Annotated in this window: 13 protein-coding genes and 2 pseudogenes; 5 read left to right on the plus strand and 10 right to left on the minus strand. The window is 69.6% G+C overall.

Going from position 1 to position 16,364, the window contains the following annotated elements:
• Positions 1 to 130: 130 nt before the first annotated feature.
• The 5 genes and pseudogenes from SSPN_RS0127780 to SSPN_RS0127795 all read right to left on the minus strand — a co-directional run bounded on the left by SSPN_RS0127780 (position 131) and on the right by SSPN_RS0127795 (position 4,476).
• The gene (locus SSPN_RS0127780; RefSeq protein WP_010311465.1) at positions 131 to 1,516 is read right to left on the minus strand and encodes an FAD-binding oxidoreductase; all 1,386 of its coding nucleotides are present in this window, start codon (positions 1,514 to 1,516) and stop codon (positions 131 to 133) included.
• Between the two features lie 156 nt (positions 1,517 to 1,672).
• Positions 1,673 to 2,338, minus strand: coding sequence for an NAD-dependent epimerase/dehydratase family protein (locus SSPN_RS46165; protein WP_010311467.1), 666 nt, complete (start codon positions 2,336 to 2,338; stop codon positions 1,673 to 1,675).
• A gap of 106 nt (positions 2,339 to 2,444) precedes the next feature.
• Positions 2,445 to 2,624, minus strand: a pseudogene (locus SSPN_RS61815) (NAD(P)H-binding protein); the annotation flags it as partial.
• A 190-nt stretch (positions 2,625 to 2,814) separates the two neighbouring features.
• On the minus strand, positions 2,815 to 3,018 hold the full coding sequence (locus SSPN_RS0127790) for a cold-shock protein (protein WP_010311468.1): 204 nt from the start codon (positions 3,016 to 3,018) through the stop codon (positions 2,815 to 2,817).
• Between the two features lie 264 nt (positions 3,019 to 3,282).
• Positions 3,283 to 4,476 (minus strand): Glu/Leu/Phe/Val family dehydrogenase, encoded by a 1,194-nt coding sequence (locus SSPN_RS0127795; protein WP_010311470.1) that lies wholly within the window; start codon positions 4,474 to 4,476, stop codon positions 3,283 to 3,285.
• Between the two features lie 498 nt (positions 4,477 to 4,974).
• Here SSPN_RS0127795 and SSPN_RS0127800 point away from each other — a divergent pair, with 498 nt between their 5' ends.
• From SSPN_RS0127800 to SSPN_RS52155, 4 genes and pseudogenes are all read left to right on the plus strand, one after another.
• On the plus strand, positions 4,975 to 5,790 hold the full coding sequence (locus SSPN_RS0127800; RefSeq protein WP_010311472.1) for a hypothetical protein: 816 nt from the start codon (positions 4,975 to 4,977) through the stop codon (positions 5,788 to 5,790).
• 149 nt (positions 5,791 to 5,939) lie between these two features.
• A complete protein-coding gene (locus SSPN_RS0127805) occupies positions 5,940 to 7,535 on the plus strand; it encodes an amidohydrolase (RefSeq protein ID WP_010311474.1) in 1,596 nt (531 codons plus the stop codon).
• 218 nt (positions 7,536 to 7,753) lie between these two features.
• The gene (locus SSPN_RS0127810; RefSeq protein ID WP_010311476.1) at positions 7,754 to 9,970 is read left to right on the plus strand and encodes a terpene synthase family protein; all 2,217 of its coding nucleotides are present in this window, start codon (positions 7,754 to 7,756) and stop codon (positions 9,968 to 9,970) included.
• Between the two features lie 154 nt (positions 9,971 to 10,124).
• A pseudogene (locus SSPN_RS52155) lies at positions 10,125 to 10,811 on the plus strand (MurR/RpiR family transcriptional regulator); the annotation flags it as partial.
• Positions 10,812 to 11,003: 192 nt separating this feature from the next.
• On the opposite strand, the gene SSPN_RS46170 reads toward SSPN_RS52155, so the two are convergent.
• Both SSPN_RS46170 and SSPN_RS0127830 read right to left on the minus strand, forming a co-directional pair.
• A complete protein-coding gene (locus tag SSPN_RS46170; RefSeq protein WP_010311480.1) occupies positions 11,004 to 11,702 on the minus strand; it encodes a hypothetical protein in 699 nt (232 codons plus the stop codon).
• A gap of 393 nt (positions 11,703 to 12,095) precedes the next feature.
• Positions 12,096 to 12,680 (minus strand): helix-turn-helix domain-containing protein, encoded by a 585-nt coding sequence (locus SSPN_RS0127830; RefSeq protein ID WP_010311485.1) that lies wholly within the window; start codon positions 12,678 to 12,680, stop codon positions 12,096 to 12,098.
• Positions 12,681 to 12,796: 116 nt separating this feature from the next.
• Between SSPN_RS0127830 and SSPN_RS0127835 the strand changes: the two genes are divergently transcribed.
• Entirely contained in the window at positions 12,797 to 13,633 is an 837-nt protein-coding gene (locus tag SSPN_RS0127835) for an EamA family transporter (protein WP_010311487.1), read from the plus strand.
• A gap of 214 nt (positions 13,634 to 13,847) precedes the next feature.
• On the opposite strand, the gene SSPN_RS0127845 is transcribed toward SSPN_RS0127835, so the two are convergent.
• The 3 genes from SSPN_RS0127845 to SSPN_RS0127855 form a co-directional block, all read right to left on the minus strand.
• Positions 13,848 to 14,639, minus strand: coding sequence for a serine hydrolase (locus SSPN_RS0127845; protein ID WP_237710755.1), 792 nt, complete (start codon positions 14,637 to 14,639; stop codon positions 13,848 to 13,850).
• Positions 14,640 to 14,800: 161 nt separating this feature from the next.
• Complete coding sequence (locus SSPN_RS0127850; protein WP_029535776.1) at positions 14,801 to 14,989, minus strand: hypothetical protein; 189 nt, start codon at positions 14,987 to 14,989, stop codon at positions 14,801 to 14,803.
• 218 nt (positions 14,990 to 15,207) lie between these two features.
• Positions 15,208 to 16,146 carry an ornithine cyclodeaminase family protein gene (locus SSPN_RS0127855; protein WP_044575754.1) on the minus strand — a complete coding sequence of 313 codons (939 nt, stop codon included), beginning with the start codon at positions 16,144 to 16,146 and terminating at the stop codon, positions 15,208 to 15,210.
• Positions 16,147 to 16,364: the final 218 nt, after the last annotated feature.

Below are 16,364 nucleotides of genomic sequence, written 5' to 3' on the forward strand. Positions count from 1 at the left end.
ACGAGGTGGGCCAAGGCGGGCTACGCCGCTCGCGACTACCCCGAACCGATGGGGCTTCCAGCATCGCGGCTGCGGATCGGCCAGAACGGGCTCAATGGAAATCGGCGCGCTGATTTTCATTGAAATCGCCTCACGCCGGGTCGGGGAGGACTCGGCCGGGGTTGAGGATGCCGTGGGGATCGAGGGCGTTCTTGATCGTTCGCTGGGTCCACAGGCTCGCATCGTCGAGCTCCTCCCCCAGCCAGCGCCGCTTGAGGTGGCCGACGCCGTGCTCACCGGTGATAGTGCCGCCGAGCTCCAGACCCAGTTCCATGATCGCGTCGAACGCGTGCTGCGCGCGGACCGCCTCGCCCGGGGCGTCGGCGTCGAAGGCGACGACGGGATGCATGTTGCCATCGCCGGCGTGCCCGGCGCACAGCACCTGAACCCGGTGCTGCTCCGCGATCCTCCCCAGTCCCTCGACCAGGTCCACCAGCCGCCGCCGGGGCACGCAAACGTCGTCGACCAGCATCGACAGGCCGAGCTTCTCGTGGGCGTCCCCGACCAGCCGCCGGGCCTGCATCAGCAGCTCGCCCTCGGCCGGGTCGTCCGCGACGACCACCTCGGTGGCGGCGAAGGAACGAGCCACGCGCTCGAAGGCCGCCAGGTCGGCCGGTGCGGCCTCGCCGCGGTCGGACTGTGCGAGGAGCATTCCTGCCACGCCGTCCGGGAAGCCGAGGTCTGCGATGCGCTGCACCGCGCGCACCGTCGGGGCGTCCATGAACTCCAGCACCGACGGCCGGTAGCCCTCCCCCAGGTATCCGGCGACGGTGCGGGCCGCGTCGGCGATCGTCGGGAAGAACGCGACCGCGGTCAGCGGCTGCGCTGCGGCTGGCCGCAGCGCGACGGTCACCTCGGTGACCACGCCGAGGGTTCCCTCGGAGCCGACCATCAGCCGGGTCAGGTCGTAGCCGGCGACGCCCTTGGCGGTGCGGCGGCCGGTGCGCATCACCCGGCCGTCGGCGAGCACCACCTCCAGGCCGCGCACGAAGTCGCCGGTCACGCCGTACTTCACGCAGCACATGCCCCCGGCGTTGGTCGCCACGTTGCCGCCGATGGTCGAGATGCTGCGGGAACCCGGGTCGGGCGGGTAGAACAGCCCGTGCTCGGCGACCTTCGCCGCGAACACGCCGTTGACCACACCGGGCTGCACGACGGCGATCTGCTCGTCGGTGTCGATCTCGACGATCTGGTCCATCTTCTCCAGCGAGAGCAGGATGCAGCCGTCGATGGCGTTGGCCGCGCCGGACAGCCCGGAGCGCGCGCCCTGCGGCACCACCGGAACCCGGTTCTCGTGCGCCCACTTCAGCGTCGTCGCGACGTCCTCAGTGGACCGCGAACGGACCAGCACCGATGGTTTTCCGGCCGGGCAGAAGGTGGCCCGGTCCCTGCGGTGGGCCTCCAGCACGTCGACGTCGTCGAACACGCTGCCTTCCGGCAACAGCTCCTGCAGCGGGTGCACGTCAGTGGCGGTCATCGGCTGCTCTCGTCTCCGGCATCGAGGGGGCATGATCTTACTTCTGAACCTAACCCGTGCCAGCCCGGATCTCCCAGCCACCGGACCGGAGTGTGCGCTTGCTCGCGCGCTGGAACGATCATGGGCCCGCCGGACGACGCCGCGGTTTCCTCACGACTAGCCGGGCCAAAGTCCGAACAACGCGGCAAATCCCTCGCGCCAGCTCGGCCACATCGGCCGCCAGCCCAGTGTTTCGCGTAATCGGAAGTTGGTGGCACCGCGCTGCTCGGTCAGCTGGTGCACGGTCAACCAGTCCAGCTGCGCCCTGGCCTGGTCCACCGTCAGCGAAACCGGGGCCGGGCCGCCCGCCATCCGCGCGTAGGCCGGTAACCATTCCATCGATTCGGCGGGCTCGTTGTCCACGACGTTGTAGATGCCGGGCTCACCGCCGGTGACCAACGCGAGCACTGCCCCGGCCGCGTCGTCGACGTGGGTGAACGACGTCAGGCCGACACCGTCGTCCACCAGCGGCAGCGCGCTGCCGCAGACCCGCGCGTGGATCGCCCCGCCCGGCGCGTAGTGGGTGTTCGGGCCATAAAGCGCGCCGTAGCGCAGCGCGACGCCCTCAATGTCCGGACAGGTCAGCACCGCTTCTTCCATCGCTGCAAGGGCTCGGACCGCGTCGCCCCAGCAGCCCGGCGCGTCTGTCCACAGTGGCGATTCCTCGTCCAGCACGTCGTGTCCGTGCGGACGGTAGGCGGCGGTCATGCTCTGACCGATGATGCGCCGCGCGCCCACCTCGACGGCGGCCTCGACCAGGTTCCGGGACCCGCACTCGCGCAACTGCGCGGTACGGCGCAGGCCCTCGTCCTGGTCTGCTCTTCTCTGCTCTTCCGAAGCCGGACGTCTGGTCGATGACCACGTCCGGCCCGACGCGGCGCAATTCGCGGCGCAATCCGGCCGAATCCAACAGGTCGGCGACTGCGACGTCGTCGGCCGCAGCCGCGCCGTCCAGCCGGTCCACGTGGCGGACGAGCGCGGTCACGTGATGACCGCGGTCCCGTAGCAGCGGAAGCAGTGTTCTCCCGACCACGCCGGTCGCACCGGCGACAACCACACGCAGGGGCACATCGACCTCGCACCGGGTTAAACGTCAGCGGGCTGGAAGCGTACCCCGGCGGCGTACCCCTTGATGAGTGAAAAAGGTTGTCCTCCTCGGCGGCAGACCGGCACCGCAGGCGGCCCGGATCTGCCGCCCATCGGAGGCGGCATCAGAGCTTTCTCCGATGCGTCGTCATGCCTGTCCGGCACGACCTGGTTCAGATCACACGGATCTCCGCGGCCTGCGGACCCTTCGGCCCCTGAGCGATCTCGAACTCCACCCGCTGCTCTTCCTCCAGCGTGCGGAAACCGGTGGATTGGATCGCGGAGTAGTGGGCGAAGACGTCAGCGCCACCGCCGTCGGGGGTGATGAACCCGTAGCCCTTCTCCGCGTTGAACCACTTAACCTTACCGGTAGCCATTCCTTGTTTCTCCTGATTCTGCTGGCCAGGGTCAACACTGCGCAGACCCCCGGTCGCCGAGCTGATCACCCGGTGCCCGACGCAGCTGCGGAGCACCACGGCACAAAAAAAGTGCCTGCGTTCTGGCAGGCACTTTCCAGTACTGCTGTGACCAAAACTGCAACCACCGCAACGCTAGCACTCCGACTGCGGGTTGTCACACATCGATTGCACCATGTCAGCAACGTGGCAACCCGCAGCCGCAGCAACTCGAAACCGCTGTCGTCAGGGGATGCTCAGCAGCCCGCGACCGGCCGCTTCGGCGGCCCGATTCTCCTCGTTCCGACGCTCGGCGAGCAGCAAGGCCGCGGTCCGCGGCGTGTGCCCTTCGGTGTCCCAGGCCGCCAGCAGCGGCGGGATCTTCGCCAGCATCTCCTCGCGCAACACCTGGAACGAGAGCACCGGATCGGCGTCGACCCGCCCAAGCAGCAACCACCACGCCCAAGCCACCGCACCGGCGTTGGCGACGAAGTCCGGGATCACCGGAATGCCGCGCGTCGCGAGCATTTCCTCCGCATCCGGGGTGATCGGGGTGTTGGCCGCCTCGATGATCACCTTCGCGGCGACCTCCGGCACCTGCGGCGCCTTGATCGTGAACGAGACCGCGGCCGGGATCAGCACGTCCACCTCGGCGGAGAGGACGGCTTCGCGCGGCAGCCGCTGGACGTCCGGCGGCACCTGGGCCCGGTCGATCTCGCCGAAGCGGTCGCGGGTTTCCAGCAGCGCTGGGACATCCAGCCCGTCTGGGTGGAACAGGGTGCCCGCCGCGTCGGCAAGCGCAACGACCTTGAGTCCCGCCTCGTGCAGGTAGTAGGCCGTGCCGCCGCCCATCGTGCCGACGCCTTGCACGGCCACTGTGGTCTCCTCCTGCGCCCAGCCGCGGGCGTGCACGACGCCCAGGCAGCTCTGCGCGACGCCGTAGCCGCCGACCACGTCGCCGAGCAGCAAGCCGCCCGGCACAGGCGCGTTGAGCCCGGCGCGAACCCGGCGAAGCGTGCGCTCCGCGTCCGGCGCCCGGCGGATCGCCGCGTGGTAGGACTGGTGCAGTCCGACCTCGGCGAACACCTCGTCGATCAGGTGCTGCGGCACCCCGAGGTCCTCGGCCGTCACCCAGTGCGCATCCAGCCACGGCCGCATCGCCTGCACGAAACGGCTCAGCACACCGCGAGCGGCGGGATCCTTCGGATCGCAGTCGATGCCGCCCTTGGCGCCGCCGACCGGCAGGTCGAACACGGCAGTCTTGCGCGCCATGCCTCGGGCCAGTGCCTCCACCTCGGACAGCGTGCAGCCGGCACGCATCCGAGTCCCGCCGGTGGCGAGACCGGACACGAGGCTGTGCACGACCAAGTAACCGTTGCAGCCGGTCACCGAGTCCGTCCAGATCACCCTCATCAGCGGGTCGCGGTCGACGAGTGCCACGGGCCGAACCTCCTCTCAGAGCGCATACCTGACTCGGGCGCGCACGCCCGGGATCCATCAGTGATCGATGTTGCGACGACCTGCGGGGCACCCGCGGCGGTCACCGGCACTGCCGAAGACTTCGGTCAGTGATGTCGCAGCCAAAGCGAGGAAGAAGACAACCATCGAGCCGGGCGGGGATTGCGGTAAGACTCGGTTCGCATAGCCCACCTCCCATGTCCGGCCGGAATGGCTCGAAATTAAACGGCGGCTCGTCAGATTGTCAACAATCTGCGCTCAGTACTCTCGTTACGTCGCCGGAACGGGTGCGTGTCCCCCGGTTACCTGGGAGTTCGAGGGTGCGCAAGTTGTGGCGAAACGTGATCAACTCGGCCGCGACCGATCACCCGGACGGAGTCTTAAGCTTCCGGTCAAGACGTACGAAGGTGCCGCGCGAACCGGACCGGAACTTGGCCGAAACGGCTCCCACGGTTCCCGCGCTACTGGGAGGATGCAGGCATGAGCCAACCGGGACCCCATGACCGACCGGGATCGCTGGACGAGGTCGCGCAGCAGCAGCTGATCCAGGAGATCGGCCGCGTCATCGTGCGCTCCCTCCCTCCCGGCTGGCAGGAGGCCACCGTCGAATACCGCGAACTCGGCGACCACCACGAACTCGTCGCGCAACTGCTCGCCCCCAACGGCACGGTCGTCCCGCTGGCCGTGCCCACCGAAGTCGCTGGTCTGTTCGTGCAGCTGCGCCACGGCATGTACCAGCCCGACCGCGGCACCTGGATCAGCGCGCTCTACCGGCTGCAGCGACCGGGTAGCTACACCGTCGACTTCAACGGCGACTACGAGCCGAACTGGCGCGTCGCTCCCCCACCCGAAGCCTTCGCCGAAGAGCTGCGCCGCTACCCGCGCCCCGCAGCGGGCACGCCGGACTGGCTGGCGCCGCCGAGTACCGGGCCGGGGCTGCGCACCGCGGAGGTCTTCGACGACGGCGGACGGCCGATCACCGAGCGGCCGGGGCTCGACCCGGCCGAGCTCGACCAGGTGGCGGAGTACCTGGAGCGGGCCCCGGTCGTGCTGGCCGCGCGCAGCTACGACACGGACCGGCTGGACCCGAACCGCAGCCCGGCGGTGCCGATGACCTTCCACACCGACGGCAGCTGGATCTGGCCCGGCGCGGTCGGCTACTACCTGCGCCAGCACGGCGTCGCGCCGGAGGCGGGGCTGGTGGCCCACATTCGCAGCCGCAGCTTCCAGATCCCCGAGGTCGACGAGTCCGCCCGCGAGCAGGCCGTCGCGGTCATCACCGGCGACGGCCGCTGACAACCCGCTCGGCTCGGCACGATTTCGCGCGAGATCGACAGCGCCTCGTGCGCTGAGGGGACGCCTTCGGGCGGAGTAGCGCGGCGAGCCAGACTTCTGGTTCGGGAAGAAGGGGCTGCTCCTAGGCGTGATGCTGCGACAATTTCGGCATGCGCGAGGTGGCCTTCAAGGGCGGACCGGTGGCCACAATGGACGCCGCCCGCTCGTTCACCGACGCCGTCACGGTGCGTGGCGGCCGGGTCGCGGCCGTCGGGGACGCCGCCGTGCGAGCCCGGTTGAACCCGTCGACCGAGGTGATCGACCTCGGCGGCCGGCTGCTGCTGCCCGGGTTCCACGACGCCCACGTGCACCCGGTGTACGGCGGCATCGAGCGGCTGCGCTGCGACCTCACCGAATGCCTCGACGCCACCGACTGCCTGCGGCTCATCGCCGAGTTCCGGCCGGATGCGGGCTGGGTGCTCGGCGGCGGCTGGGACATGGGGCAGTTCCCGCACGGCACGCCCGACCGCGCCGCCCTGGACGCGGTGACCGGCGACCGCCCGGCGTACCTGCTCAACCGCGATCACCACGGCGCGTGGGTGAATTCCGCGGCGCTGCGGCTGGCCGGGATCGACCGGGACACCCCGGATCCGCCGGACGGCCGGATCGAACGCGACACCGCCGGCGAACCCGCCGGGATCCTGCACGAGGGCGCCACCCGCATGGTCGAGCACGTGCTGCCGCCAGCCAGCGCGCAGGAGTACCTCGCGGGGCTGTTGGAGGGGCAGCGCTACCTGCATTCGTGCGGGGTGACGTCTTGGCACGACGCGATCATCGGCCCGTACCTCGGCTACGACGACACGCTGGAGACCTACCTGACCGCCGACCGGCAGAGCCTGCTGACCGGCAAGGTCCGCGGCGCGCTTTGGTGGGACCGCGCTCGCGGCCGGGAACAGATCGAGGAGCTCCGCCACCGGCGCAGTCGGGCGCGCGGGCGGCGGTTCCGTGCCGACGCGGTGAAGATCATGCAGGACGGGGTGTGCGAGAACTTCACCGCCGCGCTGCAACTGCCCTACCTCGGCAACCACGGCCGCGGCATGTCCTTCGTGGACCCCGATGTCCTCTCGGCCGTGGTGCCCGAGCTCGCAGCCGACGGTTTCCAGCTGCACTTCCACGCCATCGGCGACCAAGCGGTGCGCGACGTGCTGGACGCGCTCGCCGCGGCCACCACCGGCCGGGACCTGCGCCACCAGATCGCCCACGTGCAGGTGGTGCACCCCAGCGATGTCCCGCGGTTCCACGAACTCGGCGTCACCGCGACGATCCAGCCCCGCTGGGCAGTCAACGACGCCGCCATGACCGAGCTGACCGTGCCGCACCTGGGCCACCGGCGAGCCGGTTGGCAGTACCCGTTCCGGTCGCTGCGCGCCGCCGGAGCGGTGCTCGCCGCCGGCAGCGACTGGCCGGTGTCCGACGCAGATCCGATGCAGGCGGTGCATGTTGCGGTCAACCGGCGCGAACCTGACACCGACGATGCGCCCTTCTTGCCGGAACAAGCACTGGACCTGGTGGATGCGCTCGCCGCCTACACCGCTGGCAGTGCCTGGGTGAACCACGTGGACGGCGACACCGGCACCGTCGAAGTGGGCAAGGCCGCCGATCTCGTCGTGCTCGACCGGGACCCGTTCTCGTTGCCACCGGAGGAAATCGGGCAGTGCCGGGTGGACCTGACGATGGTCGACGGCGTGGTCGTGCACGAGCGTTAGAGAATGAAACCTGCGTGTTTGCGCAGCGGTGCGGGTGGCGGAACCTCAGAGGCCAAAACGGCGGAAGGGTGACCTACCGCAGCGCCGCGCTGGGCTGGTCGGGCGATGCCGAATCCCGATCGTGTACAACCCGTTCCGGGGGCATTGGCCGTCGCGGTCTTCGCTGGTTTTGTGCCCAGGGTCGGCGACCATCGCAGAGAGGCCAGGTGCGCGAACCAATGCAGCCCTTTCGACTGCCGGATTTCTACCTGTCCTACCCGGCACGGCTGAACCCGAACCTCGGACGGGCGCGCGAGCACAGCAAGGCGTGGGCCTACGGGATGGACATAATCGACGTGCCGCAAGAAGGCAGGCCGATCTGGGACGAAGCGGACTTCGACCGCCACGACTACGCGCTGCTGTGCGCGTACACGCATCCGGACGCGGACGGTCCGGAGCTGGACCTGATCACCGACTGGTACGTGTGGGTGTTCTACTTCGACGACCACTTCGTCGAGCTCTACAAGCGGAATCCGGACCTGGCCGGGGCGCGCGAGCACCTCGAACGGCTGCCCGCCTTCATGCCGGTCGAAGGCCCGATCACGGCGGAACCGACGAACCCGGTGGAGCGCGGCCTGGCCGACCTGTGGGCCCGCACGGTGCCGGCGATGAGCCCGGACTGGCGGCGGCGGTTCGCCGAGAACACCAAGCACCTGCTGGACGAATCGCGTTGGGAACTGGCCAACATCAGCGAGGCCCGGCTGTCCAATCCCATCGAATACGTGGAGATGCGCCGCAAGGTGGGCGGCGCGCCGTGGTCGGCGAACCTGGTCGAGCACGCCGTCGGTGCGGAGGTTCCGGCCGAGATCGCCGCGACCCGCCCGATGGAGGTGCTGCGCGACACCTTCTCCGACGCCGTGCACCTGCGCAACGACCTGTTCTCCTACGAGCGCGAGGTGCAGGACGAGGGCGAGTTGAGCAACGGCGTGCTGGTCTTCGAGAAATTCCTCGGCTGCACGACGCAGGAAGCCGCGAACGCGGTCAACGACCTGCTCACCTCCCGCCTGCACCAGTTCGAGCACACCGCGGTGACGGAGGTGCCGCGGCTGCTCGACGAGCACGGCGTCGACCCGGCCGCACGGCTGGCGGTGCTCGGCTACGTGAAGGGGCTGCAGGACTGGCAGTCCGGCGGCCACGAATGGCACGTGCAGTCTGGCCGCTACCCGGACGGCTCCGCCACGCCGACCGTGCTGACCGGCCCGACGGGGCTGGGCACCTCGGCGGCGCGCATCGCCTCGTCGCTGATTTCGACCGCGCCGCAACGATTGCGTAGCTTCACCCGGGCCCCGTTCCAGCCGGTGAGCGAGATCCGGCGGCGGGAGATCTACATGCCGTACGCGGTTTCGATGTGCCCGCACCTCGACGTCTCTCGGGAGCACACCGTCGAATGGGCCCGCGTCATGGGGATGTTCGACGAGGCGCCGCAGGTCTGGAACGAGCAGATGCTGCGGATCAACGACCTCCCGCACTGCTCCGCCGGGCTCGCCCCGGACGCCACCGTCGAGGAACTCGACCTTTCCTCGGCCTGGCTGACGTGGGGCACCTACGGCGACGACTACTACCCGCAGGTCTTCGGCCGCACCGGCGACATCTCGGGGGCGAAGGCGCTCAACGCCCGGCTGAAGGAGCTGATGCCCGTCGAGGGCATCAGCCCGATCACCCCGGTGAACATGATGGAGCGCGGCCTGGCCGACCTGTGGGAGCGCACCACCGGCCCGATGTCGCTCGAAGCGCGGCGGACCTTCCGGAAGACACTGGAAGTCATGCTCGACTCCTGGCTCTGGGAGCTGGACAACCACCGTCAGAACCGGATTCCGGACCCGATCGACTACATCGAGATGCGGCGCCGAACCTTCGTCTTGGACCTCACCATGAGCCTGTCCCGCTTCTCCCACAAGCAGGCCGTTCCGCCGGAGATCTACCGGACCCGCACGATCCGCAGCATGGAGAATTCGGCGACCGACTACGCGACGCTACTCAACGACGTCTTCTCGTACCGCAAGGAGATCGAGTACGAGGGCGAGGTGCACAACGCGGTGCTGGTGGTGCAGAACTTCCTGGACTGCGACCAGGATCGGGCCTTCGACATCGTGCACGAGTTGATGACCGCGCGGATGCAGCAGTTCCAGCACACCGTGGAAGTGGAGCTGCCGGCGTTGTTCGACGAGTACGACCTGGACACCGAGTCCCGCGCGGCGCTCGAACGCTATGCCTCCGAGCTGCAGGACTGGATGGCGGGAATCCTGAACTGGCACCAGGAATGCCGGCGGTACTTCGACTCCGAGCTGCGCCACAACGTCCCGCTCGCCCCGGCACCGAGCGTCCTCCGGGGTCCCAACGGCCTCGGCACCTCGCTGGCCCGCCTGGCATCGGCCTGGGATCCGGTGCTCGGCTGAGCCGGCGCGAACGGACCGTTCACTCCGGTAGACGGAAGGAACGGTCCGTTCGCCCCAGACACCTCACACCCGTGGTTTGAAGCGAACGGCCTGTTCACGTCAATAGATGACGCGGACGGGCCGTTCGCTCACACCAGAGCGCCGTGCTGGACGACGTAGCGGATGTGCGCGGGGTCTGCGAGGTTGGCGATGTCGGCAGGAACTGCGGGCGCGCTACCTGTCTTCGCTGAGCGCCCCGGACGTCGCCGCCGCGCAGCCCACCGAGGGCGAGTTGGGGGCCGCGTCGCTGCGCCGCGACCTGGAGTGCTGGCCGTGCTGAACCGACGATTGGACGAGCAGCAGATCCGGACCATCACCGAGGCTGTCGCGTAGGCCCGGCGGGTGCTGATCATCGCCAACGGCAGCTACGTCGCGGTCGGTTCGGCGCTCGGGCACAACGTGCGGCTGGCCGGGTACGACGCGACGGTGGTGCGAGACGACGCCGACCTGGCCAACTCGGTATCCCGGATCGAGCCTGGCGACGTGCTGGTGGCGATCAGCTTCTGGCGGCTGTACCAGAGCACGGTGACGGCGGCCGAAGAGGCGAGCCGCGGCACCCGGGTCTTCGCCCTCACCGACGCGGCCAGCCCTGCGCTGGCCGCCGCAGCCGAGCAGGTCGTGCTGATCCCCGCCGAGGGCGTGGCGTTCTTCCCCTCGCTCGCACCGGGATTGGCGGTCGCCCAGGGCCATCGTCGCCCGGCTGTCGACCGTGGATCCCAAGCGGATTCGCCGGTCCATCGAGGCAGCCGAGACCCAGTGGTCCCGCTTCGGCCTGATGCACCGCCAGCCCCGCCGCAGTTGACACCGAAGGCAGTTCCGGGAGCGGCTTTGCACGGCGGCGCGGTTAGCATTCCTTGCGGGAACTACAGTCCTCGTCCCGCCGCAGGTCGCGTGAATACCCGATTCAGCACGCCGAAACAGGCAATCACCGCGGTTGGGACCCCGAAAATCCAGGGCCCCAACCCGCGAGCAGTTGACACAGCTCCCGCAACCCCTAGATACCGGCCGCCCGCGAACTCCCCGACACCAGCCCCGGCCGGAACACCACGTCACTCGACGCGGCCGGCGCTCCGGCGACGGCCGTCCAGTGCGCGAGGTACTTGGCCGCCTCGGCAGCCAGCAGTGCGTCCAGCTCGACCCGGTTCGCGTTCTTGCGCAGCCGCAACGGTTTGCCGCGACGCACGTCGAGCACCATCGGCGTCGCACCCGGGCGCAGGGCCGGCATCGCGCGCTCCAGGACCCGCAACGCGAGGTTCGCGGAATCCGTGCCCAGCTGCGGCTCCTTCAGGTACGGCAGCACGACCTCGGTCCGACCGTCCCGGTGGCGCAACGCCAGCGAGCTGCGCTCCGAGATCGTGATCGCGAGCCCGCTGATCTCCCAACGCGTGGCGACGGTCGGGAGGCCAGTGGCCTTGGCGCGCCCCCACCAGCGCTCGAATCCCGCGTGCAGCTGCCGGAAGTGCGGTTGTTGCACCGGACGCGCCTGCCGCACCGCCGCCGCGACGATCTCCACCGCGTCCGGCGAGGTCACCGCCCGCTGCAGCGCCAGCCGGAACGGCCCGTAGAACGCCCACGCCATGCTCGTCTCATCGAGGTAGATCTCGCGCTGGTCCCGAACAATGCCCGCGCAACCGCGCGGCGTGCTGCGCATGTAGTCGAGGAACGACCCGAGACTGATCTGCACACCGTCCACGAGTACCCCTTCCCGCGGTCGAGGGCAGCATCCAACGCCACAGCGAACCGCCCATCGAAGCGACAGTCCACAGTGGTCAAATGTGCCCAATCCCCCTGCCCGATAACAATATTCTAGCACTCCAGAGGCCGTTTTAGAACACATATTCGAGTGCTTTCGGATCTTGCCGGATGGGGCCGAGTGCAGGCGACGACCAGACGAGGAACTCACCGACGGCGCATCAGGCCGCGCGTGACGATCGCGACCGGCACCGAGGCTCCGCCCATCGGATTGGCCGTCAGGTCGCGGTCGGCCGGGGTCCGAGTCGGCGTCGCCACCTACCAGACGCTCGGCGAGCGTTCCATCCCACGAGGCCGCGACGACGCCGTTGCGGCCTTCGCTCGTGCCGCGGAGTCAGGTTGCGGAAGCAGGAGCGGGCGGCAGCTGGACCGTCATGATCAGGTTGCAGGTTTCGGTACCCGAGCCGCGGTAGACATGAGGGGCATCGCCGTCGAAGGTGGCGGTCTGCCCGGCTTCGACGACGTGCTCGGCGCCGTCTACGACGATGGTCATCCGGCCAGCGGTGACGCTGATCGTTTCCACGACTCCGGCCCGATGGGGTTGACTGGGGTATTCCTCGTCCGGCTCCAGACGCCACCGCCAGACCTCAACGGGAGCCGCCCCGGATGTCGTCAGCATGAGCCGGGCCTCGCCGCCCCGCTCTCCGGTCCACAGTGGCGTCACGGCGTCGGCGGCCACGATGCGGACACGACCTTCGGGCGAGCCCTGCATCAGGGCGGACACCGAGATGCCGAGGGTGTCGGCCAGCCGGACCAGGGTGGCAAGGTTGGGGTTGCCCTGGGCTTTCTCCAACCCCACCAGAGCCCCCTTGCTCACCTGGGCGCGCCTGCTGAGCTCCTCCAGGGAAAGGCCCGCGCGGATGCGGGCCGCCCGGACGTTGTGCGCGACCGTCCGCAGGGCCGCGGCTGTCTCGGCCATCTGATCACCACCCTCGCAACTTGACCATTTGAATGCACGGTTCGGTCGTTTGGTTGAGCTACCCGGTCGTTCTGCTGTACTGTTTGGTCGTTCGAATGAATAATAGGGGATGTGCTGTGATCGCTCTGGTGCTGGCCCTCGGCAGCTCGCTCGCTTACGGGTGCGCCGATTTCCTCGGCGGCCTTGGCGCCCGTCGGGCTCACGTGCTGCGCACCGTGATGATCGCGGCCCCGGCCAGTCTCGTGGTCGAGCTGCTGCTGTGGCCGTTGCTCGGCGCCTCGTTCAGCGCCGCGACCCTCGGCTGGGGTGCCGCATCGGGCGTCGCCTCGGCCGCCGCGTTCGCCTTGCTCTACCGCACCCTGGCGATCGGTCCCATGAACGTGCTCTCGCCCGTGACCGCGCTGGTGTCCGCCGCGCTGCCCATTTGCGCGGGTCTGCTGCAGGGCGAACACCTGGCCACCGCCGGACTGGTCGGTCTGCCGCTCGCACTGGTGGCGGTGGTGCTGGTCAGCGCCGGACATGGCGCGGGCTCGGCGCGCCCGTCCCGTACAGCTCTGCTGCTGGCATTCGGTGCGGGCGCCGCCATCGCCCTCCAGCTGATCTTCTTGCACCAGGCGCCGTCCGGCAGCGGGGTGGCTCCGCTGATCATCGGCCGGGCGGTCTCCTCGGCTGCCACGCTTGCCGCGGCGGGACTGCTGCACCGCAAGCTGGGCTCCGGGAGGCCCAGGTACGCGATGTCGGCGGCCGCCGGTGCGCTGGACTCGGTGGCGAACCTGCTGTTTCTGCTCGCCGCCCGCAGCGGGGACCTCGCCGTCGCCGCCGTGATCGTCGCCCTCTACCCGGCCGGCACGGTCCTGCTCGCCCGCAGCGTGCTCGCCGAACGCATCCACCGTGGCCAGCTCGTCGGCCTGGGCACCGCCGCCGTCGCCGTCAGCCTCCTCGCCCTGACCTGAACGAACCCGCCAGATCACCCAACGCCCGGCAATCACTCACGCACGCAGGAAGCGGAAACCCGCATGCCTGTCCTCGGCCTCGCCCCCGCTGTCGCGGACGCCTTCCCCAGCGCCCTCGTCACCCTGGTCACCGCCACGACCTGCGCGGCCGCGAACCCTGGCCCGCCACCGCCGCTGCCCTGGGGGAACTGGAGCAACAGCCGCCCGAACCACGTCACGCCAGCGCGCGGTATGCCGCAGCTCCCAGGGCGGCGATGACGTCGCAGGCAGGGCCTCCCCGGTAGCCGGTGCGGGAGCGTTCGTCGGTGAGCTCGTCGACCAGCACCGCGACCACCGCTTGCGGCCGGTCGGCGCCGATCAGCCCCACGTCGTGGCGCAGCCCGAGCAGCTCGCCGGTCTTGTTCCAGCACTGCGCCCCGTCCGGCAGCAGCGCGGGCAACCGGTCCCGAACCTGCTGTTTGGACAGGACTTCCAGCGCGTGCTCGGTCAGGTCCGGCGGCAGCGCCGCTCCCCTGGCCAACGCGTCGAGCACGCGCGCCTGGTCTAGCGCGGTGGTCTCGTTGCGGCCGTGGGCGTTGGGGTCCATCAGACGGCGTTCGACGCGGGTCGCCGTGCACCCCAGGTCGGCGGCGCAGTCCCGGATCGCCTCGAACCCGACCGCGTCGATCACGGCGTTCGTGGCGGCGTTGTCGCTGATCACGATCATCAGCGTGATCACGTCGCGCAGCGAAATCCGCGTCACGCTGAGGAGTTCCCGCAGGATGCCGAACCCGCCGACCCGCTCGGCGGGCAACTCGACGTATTCGTCCAGCCCGATCCGCCCCTCCTGCACGGCGCGCAGCGCGGCGATCATGATCAGCACCTTGATCGTGCTGGCGGCGTGCACCACCTGCTCCGCATCGACCAGCACGGGCTCCTGCTCGTCGAGGTCCCAGGCCGCGAACCCAGCCCGCCCAGGGAGGCCGTCGAACGCCAACTCGGCCCGCAACCGCTCCGCAAACCCCACCACTCGCCTCCCGTCGGGTGAAATTCGGCCTGGTGGGAAGCCTTCGAGCGGCTGCGCCGATCGAAGTTTCCCCACTCATCAGCTGCCCGGGTCGGATCAGGACGATGAACAGGACCGTGAACAGGGCCAGGGCTGACGACCGGCCCACCCGTTGAACATCATCACCCACGGGTTGAGGAACCCAGCAGCACCGCAGTCCCGGTTCCCGGCGGTATGCCGAGGCCAGCCCGGGCCGGGCCGAACAGCTTCTGCAGCAGCACCACCTGCGCTACCGCCGCGCCGGAGACACCAAACCAGCCGACGACCAGCACGATAACGCAGAACAGCCACGGCCCGACCCCTTGCCCCAAACGCCGAAACGCTGCCCCCAGCTACGCCGATCTGGACTTACGCGACGCGGGGGGATGTTCGTCTATGGAGCCCGCGGGCGAAACTCTGAAACCGCTCGGATGACTTCCGGCTACCCCAAGCCGACCTTCTGCTCACTGCCGTCACCAGTAGCAGTCCGATGTGCGGGGTTCGTGGAGCCACGCGACCAGACCGCTTGGTCACGAGTGTCCTTCACCTGTCAGAGGGTGCCGAGGACTGCGTGTGCTGCGGCGGCGTCCTGGACGCCGAGGCCGACGCTGTTGTAGAAGACGACCTCCCCGCGCTCCGCGCGCCCCGGCGCTTCGCCCAGCAGCACCGCGCCGAGCGCACGCAACTGCGCGCGCTCGATATCGCTGCGCTCCAACGCGCGCACGATCGGTCCCGCGTGCGTCGCGGCCGCGTCGACTTCGTCGACCACGACCGCTCCGGCGCGTCGGATCAGCTCCGCGTCCACCTCGCACCGGTGGTGCTCGAAGCTGCCGACGCTGATCACCGTCGCTCCCGCCGCTACCGCGTCGGTCGGGACGACCGGCTCCGTGCTGAGGGTGCACGCCGCGATCAGCGGCGCTCCGCGGACCGCTTCTTCGGCGCTCGCCACGGCTCGCACCGGGATGCCCAGTTCGGCCGCCAGCTCCGCTGCCGCGGCCTCGCGGCGCGCCGCGTCGCGGCCGTGGATCCGGACTTCCCGCAGTTTCCGCACGCGCACTATCGCGCGGGCGTGGGCGCGGGCCTGCACGCCGGATCCGAGGATCGCGAGTTCGTCCGCGTCGGGCAGGGCGAGCGCGTCGGCGGCGACGGCGCTGCCCGCCGCAGTGCGGATTTCGGTGAGCGCGGCGGCCTGCATGGTGGCCACCAGTTGGCCGGTGGCCGGGTCTAGGACCAGCACTGTCGCCGAGATCGCCGGGAGTCCTCGGTCGGCATTGCCGGGGTGGATCGCGACGAGCTTGCTGACCGCTCCGTGCCTCGGCGACAGGCGGCTGAGGTAGCACAGCGTGGTGTCGTTTCCCGTTCGGACGGCGACCTTTTCGGCGAGCTGCGCTTCGCCTCTCCCCAGCGATTCGAAGGCCACTCGCTGCGAGGCGATGGCGGTGTCCAGGTCCAGCGCCGCGGTGACGTCGGCGTCGCTCCACACGCTCATGCGCGGCACGCTGCCACACCGGTTGCCGCAGCGGTAGTGATCCACATGTCGCCGCGGAAGGCGGGGAGAAGCACGGGTATCCCCCTATCCCTTCGAGCGCAAGCTGTGCTGTCGCTCAGGGGGTACAGAAATCACTCTTCTGATTCTCCGCGAACGCGCCTCCGGGGACTTACGGTGATCCCGGCGGCGGAGGTGTCCCACAGCACACCTGCGCACTG

This window comes from Saccharopolyspora spinosa NRRL 18395, from assembly GCF_000194155.1.
In the GTDB taxonomy this organism is placed as follows: domain Bacteria; phylum Actinomycetota; class Actinomycetes; order Mycobacteriales; family Pseudonocardiaceae; genus Saccharopolyspora; species Saccharopolyspora spinosa.